This is a genomic window from Brucella pituitosa (genome assembly GCF_003049685.1).
Taxonomy (GTDB): domain Bacteria; phylum Pseudomonadota; class Alphaproteobacteria; order Rhizobiales; family Rhizobiaceae; genus Brucella; species Brucella pituitosa.
In genome coordinates this window covers 1,054,916-1,072,561 of the sequence record NZ_PYSY02000002.1, presented here as the reverse complement: position 1 = coordinate 1,072,561, position 17,646 = coordinate 1,054,916, and the positions used below count along the sequence as shown (strand labels likewise).

The window sequence follows — 17,646 nt, the reverse complement described above, 5'->3', positions numbered from 1 at the left end:
GCGTCCGAAAAGACGCACGGCGCTCTACCGTCATTCAAAACCAAATGAAACCCGCTTTCAGAAATGAAGGCGGGTTTTTTTTTGTTCAAAATGGACGGCAGTTCCTTTGGCATGAAATTCGCTTCCTGAGAGTGACAAGGCGAGAGCATCATCGGAACATGACAATAGCAAATGATCATCTGAAAGCGCTTTCGACGCAACGCGCTAATGGGCTGGGGCAATTGTCGCTTCAGTTCAAGGATGGGCGCACGCGTGTTGCAGGACTTTATCAGGAGGGTGCAGCCAAGATCCGTATGCCGCGAACGGCAACTGATCCACTTGAGGCTATCCTCATCAATACATCGGGTGGTTTGACCGGCGGCGACCGTCTGAGATGGGATGTGGAACTGAGCGGAAATGCATCTGCTGTCGTTACCACACAAGCTTGCGAGCGGATCTATCGTTCTGGCGGCGGCGAGGCCCGCATTGCAACAAGTCTTAAACTTGCAAAAGGCACACGTCTTGCATGGCTCCCACAGGAGACCATTCTGTTCAACCAGTCTGCGCTCACGCGCAGGCTCGATATCGAGATGGAGAAAGGTGCGGAGCTTCTGGTGGTGGAAGCAAATGTGTTTGGGCGTCTTGCCATGGGCGAAACGGTTGAGCGCGCCTTGTTTCATGATGGCTGGCGTGTGCGGCAGGAGGGACGATTGATCCATGCGGAAGAATTGCGCCTTGGGCCTGACGTTGCAGAGCAATTGCAGGCGCGGGCGGTGGCAAATAAGGCGTTGGCGATTGCCACGGTTTTGATGGTTTCGGAGCAGGCCGAACGGCATCTTGATGCGGTGCGGGCGATTGCGGGTGAGGATGGCGGTTGCAGCCTTGTGGATGCGAACCAAGCGCCCAAGCTGATTGTTCGGCTCATTGCCCCGGATAGCTATGAGCTGCGTAAGCGATTGGTGCCGTTGTTGGCGCTGCTTAATGGAAAGGCAGGGTTGCCTAAAGTTTGGTCACTTTAAGATGGGTGCGGCTGTGCCGCCTTTCATGAAAAACGATTTGGAACAAAGTTATGAATTTGACGCCAAGAGAAAAAGACAAGCTTCTGATCGCCATGGCCGCTTCGGTCGCACGCCGTCGTCTGGAACGCGGTGTGAAACTCAATCATCCTGAGGCAATCGCACTGATCAGCGACTTCGTGGTGGAGGGCGCGCGTGATGGGCGTTCTGTCGCGGATCTCATGGAAGCTGGAGCGCATGTCATTACGCGTGAACAGGTGATGGGAGGTGTGGCCGAGATGATCCACGACATTCAGGTCGAAGCGACCTTCCCTGACGGCACCAAGCTAGTCACCGTGCACGAACCAATTCGCTAGAGCATTTCCAGCAAAAGTGCGAAGCGGTTTTGCGTCGGATAATGCGAGAAAAACAAAGAGATAGAGCATTTCCAATGATTCAAGAAAAACAGGAAATGCTCTAGTGTGGTGGATTTGAAGTTCAGATCCGTAAACCACACTAGATTCAATATTATACCAGTATGGCGAACCCGAAATTCGTCACACTATAAAGCAACCGTTTGTACGAATTTCGGGTTCGCCATACTAGAGCGAGAAGACATAAAAGAGGGAATGAAAATGAAGAAATCAATACTTCCTGCGGCAGTAATGGCGCTCACCGCAAGCCCGGCTTTCGCGCATTTGAACCCCGTGGAGCATGGCTCATTTGCTGCGGGCTTCACGCATCCTCTTTCGGGCGCTGATCATATCCTGGCGATGGTAGCGGTTGGTCTATGGGCGGCAATGCTCGGTGGGCGAGCGCTGTTCGCCGTGCCTGCAGCCTTTGTCGGCCTAATGCTGCTCGGCTTTGTTGCGGCACTCGCTGGCCTTCCAGTGCCATTCGTTGAACCTGTTATCCTCGCTTCGGTGGTTGTGATTGGTCTGCTGGTCGCCTTGGCGCTTCCAGTTTCGGCTGTTGTCAGTGCCATGATTGTCGGCTTCTTCGCATTCTTCCACGGTCATGCTCATGGCGGCGAAATCGGTGGGGCGGCTTTCCTCTCCTATGGTGGTGGTTTCGCATTGGCGACGGTCCTGCTTCATACCGCAGGCATTGGCGTTGGCCTTGCTGCCGGGCGTTTGATGGCCGGGCAAAGCGGACGTCTTGCACTGCGCGTTGCAGGTGGTGCGACGGCACTTGGCGGTCTCATGCTGATGGCTGGATGAGGTGAGCGATGATACCCGGAGAAATCATTACGGTTGATGGCGAGATGGAGCTTAATCAGGGGCAGCCGATTGTAACTATCAAAGTCGCCAATACGGGCGATCGGCCGATCCAGGTGGGCAGCCATTATCATTTCTATGAGGTCAATGCGGCGCTGTCCTTTGATCGCGAACAGGCACGGGGTTTAAGACTCGATATTGCAGCGGGCACGGCTGTGCGCTTCGAGCCGGGGCAGGAGCGTGACGTGACACTGGTGCCGATCTGCGGGAAGCGCGAGATTTATGGTTTCCGTCAGCTTGTCATGGGCAAGCTCTAACCTCGGGAAAAGGGGAATTTCATGCCTGCCAGGATTAGTCGCGCAACCTATGCGCAGATGTTCGGGCCAACGACCGGCGACAAGGTTCGGCTTGCTGATACGGAACTGTTCATCGAAGTTGAGAAAGACCTGACTGTTTATGGTGAGGAGGTTAAGTTCGGGGGCGGCAAGGTGATCCGTGACGGCATGGGACAAAGCCAGTTGTCACGCGCGCAAGGTGCGATGGATACCGTCATTACAAATGCGCTGATCCTCGATCACACTGGCATCTACAAGGCTGACGTCGGGCTGCTTGATGGGCGCATTGCGGGCATCGGTAAAGCAGGGAATCCCGACACGCAGCCGGGTGTGACGATTATCATCGGGCCGGGTACGGAGATTATTGCAGGCGAAGGCCGTATTCTGACGGCGGGCGCAATAGATTCGCACATTCACTTCATTTCGCCGCAGCAGGTGGAAGAAGCACTCACTTCCGGCGTCACTTGTATGATCGGCGGGGGTACAGGGCCTGCGCATGGCACGCTTGCAACCACCTGCACGCCGGGGCCGTGGAATATTGCCCGTCTCATTCAGTCCTTTGATGGCATGGCGATGAATTTCGGTGTCTTTGGTAAGGGCAATGCTTCGCTACCGGGCGCGCTTGAGGAAATGGTGCTTGCTGGCGCCTGTGGTCTGAAACTGCATGAGGACTGGGGCACAACACCGGCATCTATCGATAATTGCCTTGCGGTCGCAGATCGTTTTGATGTGCAGGTGGCAATTCACACTGATACGCTCAATGAATCGGGCTTTGTCGAAGACACGCTTGCGGCTTTCAAAGGCCGCACCATCCACTCATTCCACACGGAAGGTGCGGGTGGTGGGCACGCGCCAGATATCATCCGCGTCTGCCAATATCCGAATGTGTTGCCAGCATCGACCAACCCGACGCGGCCTTATACGGTGAATACGATTTCCGAGCATCTCGACATGCTGATGGTTTGCCATCACCTGTCGCCATCCATTCCTGAAGACATTGCCTTTGCTGAAAGTCGTATCCGTAAGGAGACAATCGCGGCGGAAGATATTCTGCACGACATGGGAGCTTTCTCGATTATTTCGTCCGACAGTCAGGCAATGGGTCGTGTTGGCGAAATGGTCATCCGCTGTTGGCAAACTGCCGATAAGATGAAACGACAACGTGGTTCTCTTTCCGACGATGCACCGGGTAATGATAATTATCGCGTTCGCCGTTATGTGGCGAAATATACGATCAATCCGGCAATCGCTCATGGCATGTCGCATGAGATAGGCTCGGTGGAAGTTGGAAAGCGCGCTGATCTGGTGTTGTGGAATCCGGCATTCTTTGGCGTGAAGCCGGACTTCGTTTTGCTTGGTGGTTGGATCGCGACCGCGCCGATGGGCGACCCGAATGCATCCATCCCGACGCCACAACCCATGCATTACAGGCCGATGTTCGGTTCGTTCGGCAAGGCACGCACCAACAGCTCGGTTACATTCGTATCTGATGCTGCGATGAGTGCGGGATTGCGTGAGATGATTGGTGTCGACAAACAAATGATTGCAGTGAAGAATACGCGCGATGGCATTGGCAAACACTCAATGATTTTGAACGATGCGATGCCACAAATGGAAGTCGATCCAGAAACCTATGAAGTGCGTGCCAATGGCGAGCTTTTGACCTGCGAACCGGTCGATGTCGTCCCGATGGCACAACGCTACTTCCTGTATTGAAGGTTTGAAATGATAAAAGTAAAATCGATAATCCGTGCTCACGAAGTGATAGATGCTGTGCCTGCTGGTCACGCAATTCTTGAGCGCGACGAGCGTCATCTGCGCCGCAAAGCCATTGCGCTTGAGGATGGAGAGAAAATCTTCGTCGATTTTGCCGAGCCTGTGGTTCTCGACCATGGCGACCGGTTGGTGCTGGAAGATGGGCGCGAAATCGAAATCCGTGCTGCCCGCGAAGCTCTTTATGAAGTCCACGGCCGTGATGCGCTCCATATTGCTGAACTTGCATGGCACATTGGAAATCGGCACCTGGCTGCACAGATCGAACCTGATCGCATCTTCATTCTGCGTGACCATGTGATCAAGGCCATGCTCGAAGGGCTTGACGCGAAAGTCACGGATACGAACGAAATCTTCAGCCCATTGCGGGGGGCCTATTCCGGCGGGCATTCGTCGCATGATCACCACCACGATCATCATCATGACCATCACCACCACGATCACGACTGATCAGAACATTGCACTGCTGCGTCTGATGGCCTGGCTGTCGCCGGTCTTTCCGGTGGGTTCTTTTAGCTACAGCAATGGGCTGGAGCGCGCGGTGCATGATGATCTGGTCACGGATGTCGAAAGCCTGCAGGCGTGGCTGCGATCGCTTGTTACCTATGGCTCCGGCTGGAATGATGCGGTGCTGTTTGCCGAAAGCTGGCGACAGGCCGTTTCAGGCGGCGATTTGCGGGAGGTCGCAGAGCTTGCCGAGGCGCTTGCTGGTTCACGCGAGCGGCATATGGAAACCATGTTGCAAGGCTCTGCATTTATGGTCGCTGCCGGAAGCTGGGGTCATGTGGCTTTCGAGCGCTTGCCGTCCGAATGTGCTTACCCCGTTGCAGTTGGGGCCGTCGCTGGTGTGCATGGCATTCCATTGACATCAGCGTTGAGCGCCTATCTTCAGGCTTACTGCATTAATATTCTGCAAGCATCTATCCGGCTGTCAGTCACCGGGCAGAGCGGCGTGACCGACTTGATGGCCGCTTTGGAAAATGCTCTCATAATAACGGCTGCACGGGCTGCTCAATCCACACTTGATGACCTTGGCTCTGCAACGTTCCTTGCCGATATCACGGCCATGAAACATGAAACTCAGCATTCGAGGCTTTTCCGCTCATGACACAGAAAAACGGACCTTTGCGTATTGGTATTGGCGGCCCTGTCGGCTCAGGCAAGACGACGTTGACGGAGAAACTCTGCAAGGCGCTGCGCGATAAATATTCCGTCGCGGTCATCACCAACGACATCTATACGCGTGAGGATGCACTCATCCTCGCAAAGCATCAGGCTTTGTCCGAAGACCGCATCATGGGCGTCGAAACCGGCGGCTGTCCGCACACGGCAATCCGCGAAGATGCTTCGATCAATCTTCAGGCAATTGCCGAGATGAACAAGCGGTTTCCCGATCTTGATATCGTCTTCATCGAATCGGGTGGTGACAATCTTGCCGCAACATTCTCGCCTGATCTGGCTGATCTGACGCTCTATGTAATTTCGGTCTGTCAGGGCGAGGAAATACCACGTAAGGGCGGGCCGGGTATTACGCGGTCCGACTTTCTCGTCATCAACAAGAGCGATCTTGCACCCTATGTCCATGTGGATCTCGATGTCATGGAGGGTGACGCAGCGCGGATGCGCGGCAAGCGTCCTTTTGGATTTACCGACCTCCATCGCGGTAAAGGCGTGCAGGACGTTGTGGATTTCATCCTGGAGAACGGTAATCTTTAGAGTGCGTCCCGAAAAGTGTGAAACGGCTTTCGGAAAAGATGCGCGTTAAAACAAACGGTTAGAGCGTCCTATGTCAGCCCATGGCGATGAAGCTGTTAACCGCCTGTGAGCTTCGCCCAAGTATATCGCACGTTGCAGTTCTTTCGGATGCGACTATGGTGACGGCAGAACCTATATGAGCAAGCTGACATTTACATGGTAACAGACCCGCAGCGCGGATCGATATTCTCTGATCTGAAAATAAGCCGCCGGAAAGCCCTTGGCGTTCTGGCGGCTTTGGCTTTGCCAAATGTGGCGCGCGCCAACCCATTTTCGCGCATTGCGGCCATCGACTGGGCTATGCTGGAATGCCTGATGGCATTGGGCGTTACACCAATAGCGGCAACTGAGCTTATCCGGTTTCGCGAAGATGCAGTTGAGCCACCAATACCCTCTTCTGTCGTCGATCTTGGTTTGCGCGGTTCACCAAATTTCGAGCTTCTCTATCTGCTCAAGCCAGACTTGATCCTGAGTTCTCCTTTTTACACGCAGCATGAGGATGCGTTGAAATCGATAGCACCGATCATGTCGTTGCCGTTTTATGTGCATGGCGAGGGGCCTTATGCGAAGTCGCTGGAAGCTGTAACGGCACTCGGTGATAAGCTTGAACTGAGCGCCAAAGCAGCAAGTGTCATTGAGGTTCAGACGAAGTTTATCGCCGAGACCAAAGAAGCGTTAAAGCCTTTTGCATCCCGCCCGACCTATCTCATCAACGTTGGCGACGCGCGCCACTTCCGTGCTTTCGGCAATGACAGCATGTTCGGTGATGTGCTGGAAAGGCTAGGCTTGCCGAATGCCTGGACGGATCGTTCGCGCTTTACATTTGCGGCACCAGTTCCGCTGGAAAATCTGGCGGCAAATCCTGATGCACGCATCATAATCATCTCGGATATTCCGGTTGAATCGCGCAATGGTCTGCGCAACAGCGTGATATGGCGGTCGCTTAAGCCCGTTCGGGAAGGCCGGGTTTATATGCTTGATAACATCAATCCCTATGGCGGCATAACTGCGGGATTGCGGTTTGCCCGGCTTCTGAAAGATGCCTTGCAGGCAAGCGGGGAGACATCCCTGTGACCACTGGCAAACTCATTTCGAGCGCCTTAATCGGCGTTGCAATTGCTCTTGGATTGTTCCTCTGGAACGCCAACGCGTTCCTGCCATTTGGCGAGTGGCCTGCGCTGCCGTTCGATCCACAGAACATGAACACCGAACAGGTCATTCTGGCCTATGTGCTGTTTCCGCGTGCCTCGGTCGCGATTTTTGCCGGTGCAGCACTCGGACTGGCCGGCGCCTTGTTGCAAAGGCTTTTGAATAATCCAATTGCTGATCCATCGACGCTTGGCGTGTCGTCGGGTGCACAGCTGGCGATTGTTGCGGCAACGCTTTTCTTCCCAACGGCGCTTGATCAGTTTCGTTGGGTGGTGGCACTTTCGGGTGCTGGTATTGCGACCGCAATCGTCTTTCTGCTTGGTTGGCGCAATAGGCTTGAGCCGGTCACGATGGTCGTTTCAGGCCTTCTGATCGGTGTCACATGCAGCGCACTCTCCGCTGCAATGACGCTATCGCAGGGCCAGTATCTCATGTCACTTGTGACATGGAATGGTGGCTCGCTGAGCCAGCAGGACTGGTCGTCTACGGTGGCCCTTGCCCTGCAATTCCTTGTCTGTCTCATTGCCGCAATCATGCTGAGCCGTCCGCTGACGCTTGCAGGCCTTGGCGATAGCAGTGCGCGCTCGCTGGGCGTTCCGCTGGCATGGCTTCGCGTGGCGGTCGTTGCCGTTGCGGTGGTGCTGAGCGCTGGCGTTGCGGCCAATGTCGGTCTTGTCAGTTTCATCGGTCTGGCGGCCCCTGCAATCGTGCGTGGCTTCGGCGTCAGAAAGCCGGGTTCAATCCTGCTGGCGTCGCCCTTTGCTGGTGCCGTGCTGCTCTGGATCTGCGATGGAGCGGTACAATTTTTTGGTGCTAATCTTGGCGAAACGTTCCCGACAGGTGCCGTCACAGCACTGATAGGCGGGCCTTTGCTGCTGTGGCTCATTCCGCGTGTTCGCACAGCCACATCGCAACAGTCTTCGCCTGTACATGTCATCAAGCGTGCATCCAATGTGAAACTAGCTGCGCTGCTCGCGGCGTTGCTGGTTGCAGCATTTTTTGCTCTCGCACTGGCGCGAACGCCGCAAGGCTGGCTGCTTCTGATGGGTGAAAATCTCCGCGATATTTTGCCTCTGCGCTGGCCGCGCCTTTTGGCCGCCGCCGCTGCCGGTAGCCTGCTTGCGATGGCGGGAGCCGTCCTGCAGCGTCTGACCGGTAATCCCCTTGCAAGCCCTGAAGTGATAGGCGTCAGCGGCGGAGCGGGCATAGGCTTTGCGATGGCACTCACGATTTTTGCGGCACCGAACAATGCACAACTGCTGCTTTGCGCGGGCATTGGCGCATTGATTGCCATGCTTGTGGTCTTGAGCTTTGCGAGCAGCAGAAGATTGTCATCCGCACGCCTGCTGCTTGCCGGTATCTCGGTGGGTTCGTTCGCTTCAGCCATATTGAGTATCTTCCTGTCCATCGGCGATCAGCGCTCATGGCAAATCCTTGCATGGCTTAGCGGTTCATCGGCCACGGCAACGCCGGAAAGCTCGCGTTTCCTTGTCGTGCTGACATTCGGTGTGATTGGGCTGGCATTGCTTGCGTCCCGCTGGCTGACGATCCTGCCGCTCGGTCAGACTATTCCGGTCTCGCTCGGCGTGCCGGTGCGGGCCGCGCGAATACTGACGATCCTGCTTGCCGCGCTTGCCAGTGCCGCCGCATCGCTGCTGGTCGGACCTTTGAGCTTCGTGGGTCTGATGGCACCGCATATGGCGCGTCGTATGGGCTTTGATCAGGCACAATCGCATGTGATTGCATCAGCCGTGCTCGGAGCGCTTTTGATGGTGATTGCCGATCTTGGTTCGCGCAATGTGACTTTCCCCTATGAATTGCCTCTGGGCCTTTTTGCAGCACTCGTTGGTGCGCCCTACCTGGCCTGGGCTCTCGCATCGGCCCGGAAATCGTGAATGATTTTCGGAAAGGATGGCGCTCCATGCTTAAAGTTTTGCTGCAAGGAAGTCGATAAAGGCGCGAATGCGTGCGGCAAGGTGAGGGTGGCCGGGGAAAACTGCATGGATTTTCTCGGGCTCCGCAGGTGACCATTCCGCAAGCACCTCTACCAGTCGCCCGGTTGCCAGATCGTTGGCAACAGTATGTTCGCCGGTCTTCATCAAACCGCCGTCTTCGATGCAAATACGTCTGAGGATGGTGCCGTCACTGCCAAGAAAATTGCCGGAAACCACCTGTCGAACGCTCTCGCCTGTTTCGGGGTCTGCAAACTCCCATTCGCTCGGCTGGAAATTATAGCGCAGGCAATTATGCGTTTTCAGATCCTCGGGCCTTTGAGGCGTACCATGTTTTTCCAGATAGTCGGGCGAGGCCACCACCAGCCGTCGCATCAGTGTGATGGGGCGGGCTTTTAAAGCCGAATCCTTCAACGCACCTGAGCGGATTGCCAGATCGGTGCGCTCCTGCCAGAGATCGATAATGCTGTCGTTGAGTGTTATGTCGAGTTCGACCTCTGGATAAAGCTTCAGAAACTCCGGCACCAGCGGCATGATCACCGTTGCACCGAAGCCAACTGTTGAACTGACCCGCAACGGACCGCGCACGGCTGCCTGTGCACCATCGGTAATCCGAGCTTCCATTTCTGTGAGTTTGTCGAGCAGGCTGCGTGCTTCCGCCAGATAGAACTCGCCTTCCGGTGTTGGGGTCAGACTGCGTGTGGACCGCACCAGCAATCGCACCTGCAGGCGATCTTCCAGCCGCGAGACAAGGCGGCTGATTGCTGAAGGCGTCATGTTGAGTTGACGCGCGGCAGCGGAAAAACTGCCTGTCGCCACGGCGCGCGCGAAAACTTCCATTTCACCGAAACGATTATCCAAACCATCACCTGTGAATCTAATGAACAGCTATATACAATATTATCAGTCTTATCATTTGATATCCAGAGAGCGATATGAGGGCAACATTAAACAACAGGAACTCCTCCCATGCCTGTCGCTCTTATCGCTCTTACGATCGCGGCCTATGCGATCGGGACAACCGAATTTGTGATCGTTGGTCTCCTGCCGACGGTTGCTTCGGATTTGCATATTACTCTTCCACTCGCCGGACTGATCGTCAGCGTTTATGCGCTTGGTGTTACCTTCGGCGCTCCTATCCTCACTGCTCTGACCGGTCGTCTTGAACGCAAGCCATTGTTGCTTGGCCTCATGGCGCTGTTCATTGCAGGCAATATGGTGGCAGCCTCAGCACCAAGCTATGAAATCCTCATGATTGGACGTGTGCTTTCGGCCTTTGCCCATGGCGTCTTCTTCTCGGTCGGTGCAACGATTGCCGCCGATCTCGTGCCTGAAAACAAGCGCGGTTCTGCCATCGCCATGATGTTCATGGGTCTGACGGTTGCAATCGTAACCGGCGTGCCGCTTGGCACCTGGATTGGTCAGAATTTCGGCTGGCGCGCAACCTTCTGGGCTGTCTCGGCAATCGGCCTCGTCGCACTTGTCGGTATTGCTGCTCTCCTGCCGCGCAGCCTTCAAAAGGCTGAACCTGCATCGCTCATGGATCAGCTCCGTGTGCTTGGCTCCGGACGTCTGCTGATCGTCTATGGCATGACCGCGCTCGGTTACGGTGGCACTTTCGTTGCCTTCACCTATCTCACACCGATCCTGCAGGACATTACCGGTTTTGCGGAAGGATCCGTCAGCTACATTCTGGTGCTCTATGGCATTGCGATCGCTATTGGCAACATCGTTGGCGGCCGCATTTCTAACGACAATCCGGTTCGTGCCCTGACGGTGCTGTTCGTGTTGCAGGCCATTGTGCTTGTGATGTTCAGCTTCAGTGCGGTGTCGCCATTCTTCACACTGATGACACTTGCAGCGCTTGGCTTCCTGCAATTCGCGAATGTACCCGGCCTGCAGCTCTATGTCGTACAGCTCGCCAAGGAATACCGTCCGGGCGCTGTCGATGTCGCCTCCGCGCTCAATATTGCAGCCTTTAATCTCGGTATTGCGCTCGGTGCCTGGCTCGGTGGGGTGGTCGTTGAAAGCCAGCTTGGTCTCATCGCAACCCCTTGGGTCGGTGCAATTCTCGTCGGTGGCGCTCTGGTTCTCACAGTCCTAAGCGGCGTGCTTGATCGCCGTACCGAAACCCGTGTCGCTACCGCATAAAATCAAAGGAACTAGTATGCATAACGTAACAACAAATGGTGCCTCCATTCCCGCCCTTGGCCTTGGCACTTTCCGTATGCCGGGTGAAGATGTGCTTCGCATCGTCCCTTACGCGCTCAAGGCTGGTTTTCGCCATGTCGATACCGCGCAGATTTATGGCAATGAAGCCGAGGTCGGTGAAGCAATTGCGACTTCCGGCGTTCAGCGTGGCGACATCTTTCTGACCACAAAAGTCTGGGTAGATAATTATAAGCATGATGCTTTCATCGCATCTGTCGATGAAAGCCTTACCAAGCTTAAGACCGACTATGTCGATCTGCTGCTTCTGCATTGGCCGAATGAAGCTGTGTCGCTTGCCGAACAGATCGGTGCACTGAATGAAGTGGCAAAAGCTGGCAAGGTTCGTCACATTGGTGTGTCGAACTTCAACACGGCATTGATGGCAGAAGCAAAGGCGCTTTCCGATCTGCCGCTGGTGACGAACCAAATCGAATATCATCCATATTTGAGCCAGCGCAGCGTGATTGAAGCAGCTCATGCGGCTGGCATGTCGATCACTGGTTATTATGCGATGGCCGACGGAAAAGTGTTCAGCGATGCGGTTCTCAAGGATATCGCCGCAGCCCACGGCAAGTCGGTTGCGCAGGTGGTTCTTCGCTGGCTGGTACAGCAGGATAATGTGATTGCACTATCCAAAACAGTTAGTGAGGCACGAATTCTGGAAAACCTGGCCATTTTCGACTTTGCATTAAGTGAGACCGAAATGCAGGCAATCCACGCGCTTGTCAAACCCGATGGCCGTATTGTCAGTCCGGATGGGCTAGCCCCTCAGTGGGACTGAAAATAAGAAGGACGGCGAAAGCCGTCCTTTTTCTTGTTTGGTTTAACGCTGCACTTTCATGCCGACATAGACACTGTTGGCGCGATATTCTCGATCCGAGATTTGGCTGGTCTGGAATTCATGACGCAGTCGCGCGTCAATGCCGACATAGCGATTGATCCAATATGTTCCACCGATCTGCGCCCCGATTGTGTAGTCGGTTCCGGTGCCATCCTTATTGTCACGGACATTGAGGTCGAGCTTACCGTTGAGGCTCAGATCCGAGCGCACGCGCCGCGTGACCTCGAGGCTCGCAAAATGCAGAAGCGCGCCGGAAACGCCGGGTGTTGTCGAGGTGTCGACCATGGTTTGTGCATAGAGCTGCATATCGGTTCCGCGTAGCGGCGACCAGTTGATGGCAGCTGCAAGTGATGGTCCACTGACATCGCTCAGGCGGGAATCATCGCTATTGGCGCGCATGAAGCCAGCGGAGAATTCACCATTGAACTTTTCACCCCGGTCGAACATCAGGCCACCACGCACCGCATATTGCGAGCCGCTGCGCTCATAACCGTTGCTGTCCACCCGCTCATCGAACATGCGCTGGCCCAGTTCAACTTCGGCAAAAGGCTTGAGTGCGGGTGAAATGGCAAAACCACCACGCAGTGTTATGCTGGCATAGGTGTTATCGCGATCTTTCTGGCTGACAGTGCCGCCTGAAGACAGTTCTGCATCGCCATAGATTTCATGCTCGACGCGGCCCGTTGCGCGACCGAAAAGCAGGCCAGTGTCGCGTTCGATGCCAAGGCTGCCATTGAGGGTGTGAACTAGCGGGCGTTTGAGAGCATCGGTTACGCCGTTGGGACTTGATGCACTTTCACGGCGCAGTTTGTAGCCCGCACCGGCATTGACGGTTGTCTGGTCACTGAGATCAAAGCGAAGATTGCCCTGAACATCGGCGCGTGGTTCCGACACGTCCTGGCCGGAAATCGATTTGCTGAGTGTGCCTGAGGCATCCAATGTTGCCTGATGGCGTCCCCAATCGGATTCTGTATTGAGGCGCAGCGTCGTTTCCGAGAGGATGGCGCTCGAGCCGGTCGAACTGTTATCGCCATTCGTTGTAGCGCGAATGCCTTGCTCAAGCGTCGGACGCAGCATGAATGAGCCTACGCGAACGCCTAGTGGCGCAAAGGGATCAGCTTCCGGTGTGGCGCGGCGACCCTGTTCAGGAATGGCGGGAAGGTTTTCGCGACGTACGCGACCAGTGTCATCCTGATCTTCAGTTGTGATCGCACCAACGCGCATGTTGTCTGTCGAAAGGAAGGGCTGAGCGTCCTCCTCCACAGTTGGTGCTGCCTGCGCCGGTTCGGTAGGCTGTGACTGGGAAGTGCTGTCGGCAGGCGGCGTGTAGGAACTATCTGCGAAATCAACTGATGCGGGCGCATTCGGATCTGTCGGATCAGTATCGCTATTGGCGGTCTGGTCAGGTGAAGAAACGGAGAGGTTATCTTCATCCACACTGCCGCGCAGCTGGGCATCCTGAGAAAAGGCTGGCGAGTGACTGATTGCCAAGGCGCACCCTGCCAGCAACAGGCATCTCAACCTGCGGGCAAAAGGCGATGATCCGCCGGATGAGGAATTGGCAAAAAGCATATTGTCTTCAAACCGTTGCAACGTGGTAATTGAACGGTAAACGGACATGGTTAATTGTTTACTAATTATTGCTTTCCAAGTGCCTGGATTGTGCAGCAACAAATGCTTGGACAACCGGCTTTGAAGGCGCTAACCCTGTGCGCCATGACCCAGTCCGATATGACAAAGCTCGACACCACAAATGAAACCGCGCGCGCGGAGGATTTGATTGCCTCGGCTCTGCGCACGATCAAGACCGAAAATGCTGGCCTTGTGGCGCTTGAAGAAGCCTTGAATAATGGCCTTTCGGCTCCATTCGCAGAAGCAGTCAGGACGATTGTTGCTTCAAAAGGCCGTCTGGTTGTTACGGGCGTTGGCAAAAGTGGCCATATCGGCACCAAGCTTGCAGCGACTTTTGCCTCTACCGGGACATCAGCCTTCTTTGTGCATTCTGCCGAAGCCAATCACGGCGATCTTGGCATGGTCGGCCGCGATGATGTGATCCTCGCCCTTTCATGGTCGGGTGAAACGGCTGAACTCAAAGGTATTGTCAATTATTCGCAGCGCTTCCGCATTCCGCTGATTGCTATTACGGCGGGCGAAGAATCGGCCCTCGGAAGGGCAGCAAGCATCGCTTTGATTCTGCCAAAGGCACAGGAAGCCTGTCCGCATGGTCTGGCGCCTACGACATCGACAATGATGCAGCTTGCTATTGGCGATGCGCTTGCAATCGCTCTTCTGGAAGCGCGTGGCTTCAGCCCGACAGATTTCAAGACTTTCCATCCAGGCGGTTCGCTTGGTGCGAGCCTTACCCATGTTCGCGAGATCATGCATAGGGGTGAACGTCTGCCGCTGGTCAGGGCGGGCACATTGATGCCGGATGCCATGAAGGTTCAGGCTCAGAAGAGCTTCGGCTGCGTGATTGTCGTCAATGACGATGGCACATTGGCTGGAATTATCACGGACGGTGATATTTCACGTAATCTGAGCCGTAATCTGTCTGAACTTGCTGTCGATGATATCATGACACGCAAGCCCAAGACGGTAGATCAGAATCTGCTCGCCAGCGCTGCTTTGAGCATCCTCAATGAGAAACATATCGGGGCATTGATCGTGGTTGAGGACGATCGACCGATCGGCCTCGTGCATTTCCACGATCTGCTGCGCATTGGGGTTGCCTGAGGCATAGAATAGGATCAGGGGGATAGGGTTTTAAGAACGCTTATTCCCTACAAGCCACCTATACTTCCACTTCTACTTCCAGAGTGATTGGGTCAAAGGACACCACACGCACTTCCGTGCCTGCAGGGAGGTCGGGGCCTTTGATGCGCCATGTTGTGTCGTTGATATGGATACGTCCGCGCCCGTTGACGATAGGCTCATTCAAAGTGGCGCGCTGCCCGACAAGCTGCTCTCCTCGACGGTTGAGCAACGGCTCGTCCTGCTGATCGTTGACGCCGAAAAAGCGACGGCCCGCCAGCACGAACGCAATGGCGAGAACCAGAAACAGCACGGTCTGCACTTGCCAGCCAAAACCGATTAATGAGCCGAGCAGGAAGGCGAGGCCGCCCGTGACAAGGGCTGCAAGGCCAAACCAGATGAAGAAGAAGCCGGGCGCCATAATTTCCAGGATGAGCAGGACAAGTCCTAGAACGAACCAGCCCCAAAGCCCAAGCTGTGACAGGAAATGAATGATCATGACGCCCTGCCTCTTTAACGATTGGTGGTGGGTACGCTGCGGGTGCGCGGGTTTGGTGTAGTCGGGGTTGGCTCAACCGTGGAGCTGCTATCGCCAAAAACTTCTTTGGCAATTGCACCAATACCAGCCAGCGAACCGATCAGCGAACTTGCTTCAAGCGGCATGAGAACCACTTTCTGGTTCTTGGCGCTGGCAATGTTGCCGAGCGCTTCGGTGTATTTTTGCGCCACGAAGTAATTGAGCGCCTGAACATTACCGGCAGACACGGCGTCAGAAACGAGTGTGGTTGCCTTGGCTTCCGCTTCGGCCAGACGTTCACGGGCTTCTGCTTCGCGCTTGGCGGCTTCAAGCTTGCCTTCTGCTTCCAGAATCTGCGATTGCTTCTGGCCTTCCGCACGCAGAATTTGTGCGTTGCGGTCGCCTTCCGCTTCCAGAACTTGCGCACGTTTGTCGCGCTCAGCCTTCATCTGGCGTGCCATGGAAGTGACGATGTCTGCAGGTGGATTGATGTCCTTGATTTCCACGCGGGTCATCTTGAGGCCCCATGGATGCGCGGCTTCATCGACAACACGCAACAGACGATCGTTGATCGCATCGCGGTTGGAGAGCAATTCATCAAGGTCCATCGAACCCATGACGGTACGGATGTTGGTCATGGTGAGGTTCAGGATTGCATATTGCAGGTTGGAAACCTGATAGGCAGCCTGAGCCGCGTTCAGCACCTGATAAAAGGCGACGCCGTCAACACCGACGATGGCGTTGTCGCGGGTGATAACTTCCTGTGTGGGAACGTCAAGCACCTGCTCCATCATGTTAAGCCGTGCGCCGATCCTGTCGAAGAATGGAACGATCAGATTGAGGCCAGGCATAAGAGTGCGGGTGTAACGGCCAAAGCGCTCCACGGTGTAGTTATAACCCTGCGGCACAGTCTTGATCCCGGCAAATAGCGTTGCCAGAACAAGTGCTGCCAAAATCAATAGCGTGATATCAAAGCCAGTCATTATGTAGTCCCCTTAGTAAAGGCGGTAAGGCAGTGGGGGCAGGGCGAATATGATGCCCCTTTGCGCCATGGCCTCAGACCCAGCCCTGCAATTCGCGCCGTACGAGCGTCTCAATAACTTTCATGCCTTCTTCGCTATCGTTGAGGCATGGAATGTGGCTGAAATTCTCGCCGCCGGCCTCGTGGAAAGCCTCAGCCGCTTCGTGACCGATTTCGTCAACGGTTTCCAGACAGTCTACCACAAAGCCGGGATTGAGTACGGCAACTGACTTGACGCCCTGCTTGGCTAATTCTTCCAGTGTCTCGTCCGTATAAGGCTGGAGCCATTCTTCCGGGCCGAAACGAGACTGGAAGGTGGAGCGGAACTGTTTGTCATCCATGCCGAGGCGCGCACGCAAAAGCCGTGATGTTTCAAGACATTGAGAGCGATAAGGGTCGCCCTTGTCCGAATAGCTTTTGGGGATGCCGTGATAGGAAGCGAGGATCACTTCCGGCTTGAAATCGAGCGTCGCAAGATGCTTCTCAATCGAGCGCGCAAGCGCCTCAATATAGACAGGTTCCACTTCATAGGAAGGGATCGTGCGGACCGCTGGCATAAAGCGCTTTTTCATCAGCACTTCGAAGAATTTGTCATTCACCGTGGCCGTGGTGGTCGCTGAATATTGCGGATAGAGCGGGAACATGACGATGCGTTCGCAACCCTGCTTCAACAGGCGATCCGTCACTTCTTCAATCGAAGGCTGGCCATAACGCATGGCCCAGTCCACGATGACGTTCGGATGATCTTTGAGCGCAACGGCGAGTTTTTCGCCTTGCGCACGCGTATAGGTGCGTAAGGGCGATTCATTCTTCTCGCGGTTCCAGATACGGTCATAGAGCGCGCCGGAACGCTTTGGGCGTGTGTTGAGCACGATGCCGTAGAGGATCGGATACCACAAAAGGCGCGGCCATTCGATGACACGACGGTCGGAAAGGAACTCAGCCAGATAACGCCGCATCGGGGCGTAGCTTGTACCATCGGGCGTGCCAAGATTGACAAGCAGAACACCCACTTTAGGTTGCTTTATTCCGCTGGTGCTCAGATTGGCGGTCACTTTTTCCGTCTCACTCATATTCCGACTCCTGCTTTGCCGGAAAACTAGACAAAAACAGGCAAATTACAATCCTAACAATAGAGGCGGCAGTCGAA

Annotated in this window: 18 protein-coding genes; 13 read left to right on the top strand and 5 right to left on the bottom strand. The window is 55.0% G+C overall.

All coding sequences use genetic code 11. The features are described from left to right. Positions 1-158: 158 nt before the first annotated feature. From C9380_RS17460 to fhuB, 10 genes are all read left to right on the top strand, one after another. Positions 159-998, top strand: coding sequence for an urease accessory protein UreD (locus C9380_RS17460; protein ID WP_128094141.1), 840 nt, complete (start codon positions 159-161; stop codon positions 996-998). 50 nt (positions 999-1,048) lie between these two features. Next, positions 1,049-1,351: an urease subunit gamma gene (locus C9380_RS17455; RefSeq protein WP_024895973.1), complete on the top strand. Its 303-nt coding sequence runs from the start codon at positions 1,049-1,051 to the stop codon at positions 1,349-1,351. 258 nt (positions 1,352-1,609) lie between these two features. After that, positions 1,610-2,194 carry a HupE/UreJ family protein gene (locus C9380_RS17450; protein ID WP_128094140.1) on the top strand — a complete coding sequence of 195 codons (585 nt, stop codon included), beginning with the start codon at positions 1,610-1,612 and terminating at the stop codon, positions 2,192-2,194. An 8-nt stretch (positions 2,195-2,202) separates the two neighbouring features. After that, a complete protein-coding gene (locus C9380_RS17445; RefSeq protein ID WP_024895971.1) occupies positions 2,203-2,508 on the top strand; it encodes an urease subunit beta in 306 nt (101 codons plus the stop codon). Positions 2,509-2,529: 21 nt separating this feature from the next. Continuing rightward, the gene (gene ureC, locus C9380_RS17440) at positions 2,530-4,242 is read left to right on the top strand and encodes an urease subunit alpha (protein ID WP_128094139.1); all 1,713 of its coding nucleotides are present in this window, start codon (positions 2,530-2,532) and stop codon (positions 4,240-4,242) included. A 9-nt stretch (positions 4,243-4,251) separates the two neighbouring features. Continuing rightward, a complete protein-coding gene (gene ureE / locus C9380_RS17435; protein WP_128094138.1) occupies positions 4,252-4,749 on the top strand; it encodes an urease accessory protein UreE in 498 nt (165 codons plus the stop codon). Beyond that, positions 4,721-5,407, top strand: coding sequence for an urease accessory protein UreF (locus C9380_RS17430; RefSeq protein WP_128094465.1), 687 nt, complete (start codon positions 4,721-4,723; stop codon positions 5,405-5,407). Before ureE ends, C9380_RS17430 begins: the two co-directional genes overlap by 29 nt. Beyond that, complete coding sequence (gene ureG / locus C9380_RS17425; protein WP_100557400.1) at positions 5,404-6,015, top strand: urease accessory protein UreG; 612 nt, start codon at positions 5,404-5,406, stop codon at positions 6,013-6,015. The genes C9380_RS17430 and ureG overlap by 4 nt, the downstream gene beginning before the upstream one ends. A 195-nt stretch (positions 6,016-6,210) precedes the next feature. After that, on the top strand, positions 6,211-7,128 hold the full coding sequence (locus C9380_RS17420) for an iron-siderophore ABC transporter substrate-binding protein (RefSeq protein ID WP_128094137.1): 918 nt from the start codon (positions 6,211-6,213) through the stop codon (positions 7,126-7,128). Then, on the top strand, positions 7,125-9,098 hold the full coding sequence (fhuB, locus tag C9380_RS17415) for a Fe(3+)-hydroxamate ABC transporter permease FhuB (protein ID WP_128094136.1): 1,974 nt from the start codon (positions 7,125-7,127) through the stop codon (positions 9,096-9,098). Before C9380_RS17420 ends, fhuB begins: the two co-directional genes overlap by 4 nt. A 30-nt stretch (positions 9,099-9,128) precedes the next feature. On the opposite strand, the gene C9380_RS17410 is transcribed toward fhuB, so the two are convergent. Continuing rightward, a complete protein-coding gene (locus C9380_RS17410; RefSeq protein ID WP_164844678.1) occupies positions 9,129-10,016 on the bottom strand; it encodes a LysR family transcriptional regulator in 888 nt (295 codons plus the stop codon). A 108-nt stretch (positions 10,017-10,124) separates the two neighbouring features. On the opposite strand from C9380_RS17410, the gene C9380_RS17405 reads away from it, so the two are divergent. Next, positions 10,125-11,306 carry an MFS transporter gene (locus tag C9380_RS17405; RefSeq protein WP_128094135.1) on the top strand — a complete coding sequence of 394 codons (1,182 nt, stop codon included), beginning with the start codon at positions 10,125-10,127 and terminating at the stop codon, positions 11,304-11,306. Positions 11,307-11,322: 16 nt separating this feature from the next. Then, positions 11,323-12,147 carry an aldo/keto reductase gene (locus C9380_RS17400; RefSeq protein ID WP_128094134.1) on the top strand — a complete coding sequence of 275 codons (825 nt, stop codon included), beginning with the start codon at positions 11,323-11,325 and terminating at the stop codon, positions 12,145-12,147. A 42-nt stretch (positions 12,148-12,189) separates the two neighbouring features. Here C9380_RS17400 and C9380_RS17395 read toward each other — a convergent pair whose 3' ends face one another. Continuing rightward, entirely contained in the window at positions 12,190-13,779 is a 1,590-nt protein-coding gene (locus C9380_RS17395; protein ID WP_128094463.1) for an outer membrane beta-barrel protein, read from the bottom strand. Positions 13,780-13,938: 159 nt separating this feature from the next. Between C9380_RS17395 and C9380_RS17390 the strand changes: the two genes are divergently transcribed. Continuing rightward, the gene (locus tag C9380_RS17390) at positions 13,939-14,940 is read left to right on the top strand and encodes a KpsF/GutQ family sugar-phosphate isomerase (protein ID WP_111787535.1); all 1,002 of its coding nucleotides are present in this window, start codon (positions 13,939-13,941) and stop codon (positions 14,938-14,940) included. 58 nt (positions 14,941-14,998) lie between these two features. Here the strand turns inward: C9380_RS17390 and C9380_RS17385 are convergent, their stop codons facing one another. From C9380_RS17385 to hemH, 3 genes are all read right to left on the bottom strand, one after another. Continuing rightward, positions 14,999-15,457 carry an NfeD family protein gene (locus tag C9380_RS17385; protein WP_024895959.1) on the bottom strand — a complete coding sequence of 153 codons (459 nt, stop codon included), beginning with the start codon at positions 15,455-15,457 and terminating at the stop codon, positions 14,999-15,001. A gap of 14 nt (positions 15,458-15,471) precedes the next feature. After that, a complete protein-coding gene (locus tag C9380_RS17380; RefSeq protein WP_024895958.1) occupies positions 15,472-16,458 on the bottom strand; it encodes an SPFH domain-containing protein in 987 nt (328 codons plus the stop codon). Between the two features lie 73 nt (positions 16,459-16,531). Further along, entirely contained in the window at positions 16,532-17,569 is a 1,038-nt protein-coding gene (gene hemH, locus C9380_RS17375; protein WP_024895957.1) for a ferrochelatase, read from the bottom strand. Positions 17,570-17,646: the final 77 nt, after the last annotated feature.

What these genes read in the sequence shown, in the direction of transcription:
- C9380_RS17455 (WP_024895973.1), top strand. Translation starts at nt 1,049, where the DNA reads ATGAATTTGACGCCAAGAGAAAAAGACAAGCTTCTGATCGCCATGGCC.
- C9380_RS17460 (WP_128094141.1), top strand. Translation starts at nt 159, where the DNA reads ATGACAATAGCAAATGATCATCTGAAAGCGCTTTCGACGCAACGCGCT.
- C9380_RS17445 (WP_024895971.1), top strand. Translation starts at nt 2,203, where the DNA reads ATGATACCCGGAGAAATCATTACGGTTGATGGCGAGATGGAGCTTAAT.
- C9380_RS17420 (WP_128094137.1), top strand. Translation starts at nt 6,211, where the DNA reads ATGGTAACAGACCCGCAGCGCGGATCGATATTCTCTGATCTGAAAATA.
- C9380_RS17450 (WP_128094140.1), top strand. Translation starts at nt 1,610, where the DNA reads ATGAAGAAATCAATACTTCCTGCGGCAGTAATGGCGCTCACCGCAAGC.
- C9380_RS17380 (WP_024895958.1), bottom strand. Translation starts at nt 16,458, where the DNA reads ATGACTGGCTTTGATATCACGCTATTGATTTTGGCAGCACTTGTTCTG.
- hemH (WP_024895957.1), bottom strand. Translation starts at nt 17,569, where the DNA reads ATGAGTGAGACGGAAAAAGTGACCGCCAATCTGAGCACCAGCGGAATA.
- ureE (WP_128094138.1), top strand. Translation starts at nt 4,252, where the DNA reads ATGATAAAAGTAAAATCGATAATCCGTGCTCACGAAGTGATAGATGCT.
- C9380_RS17385 (WP_024895959.1), bottom strand. Translation starts at nt 15,457, where the DNA reads ATGATCATTCATTTCCTGTCACAGCTTGGGCTTTGGGGCTGGTTCGTT.
- C9380_RS17400 (WP_128094134.1), top strand. Translation starts at nt 11,323, where the DNA reads ATGCATAACGTAACAACAAATGGTGCCTCCATTCCCGCCCTTGGCCTT.
- C9380_RS17405 (WP_128094135.1), top strand. Translation starts at nt 10,125, where the DNA reads ATGCCTGTCGCTCTTATCGCTCTTACGATCGCGGCCTATGCGATCGGG.
- ureG (WP_100557400.1), top strand. Translation starts at nt 5,404, where the DNA reads ATGACACAGAAAAACGGACCTTTGCGTATTGGTATTGGCGGCCCTGTC.
- ureC (WP_128094139.1), top strand. Translation starts at nt 2,530, where the DNA reads ATGCCTGCCAGGATTAGTCGCGCAACCTATGCGCAGATGTTCGGGCCA.
- C9380_RS17390 (WP_111787535.1), top strand. Translation starts at nt 13,939, where the DNA reads ATGACAAAGCTCGACACCACAAATGAAACCGCGCGCGCGGAGGATTTG.
- C9380_RS17395 (WP_128094463.1), bottom strand. Translation starts at nt 13,779, where the DNA reads ATGCTTTTTGCCAATTCCTCATCCGGCGGATCATCGCCTTTTGCCCGC.
- C9380_RS17430 (WP_128094465.1), top strand. Translation starts at nt 4,721, where the DNA reads ATGACCATCACCACCACGATCACGACTGATCAGAACATTGCACTGCTG.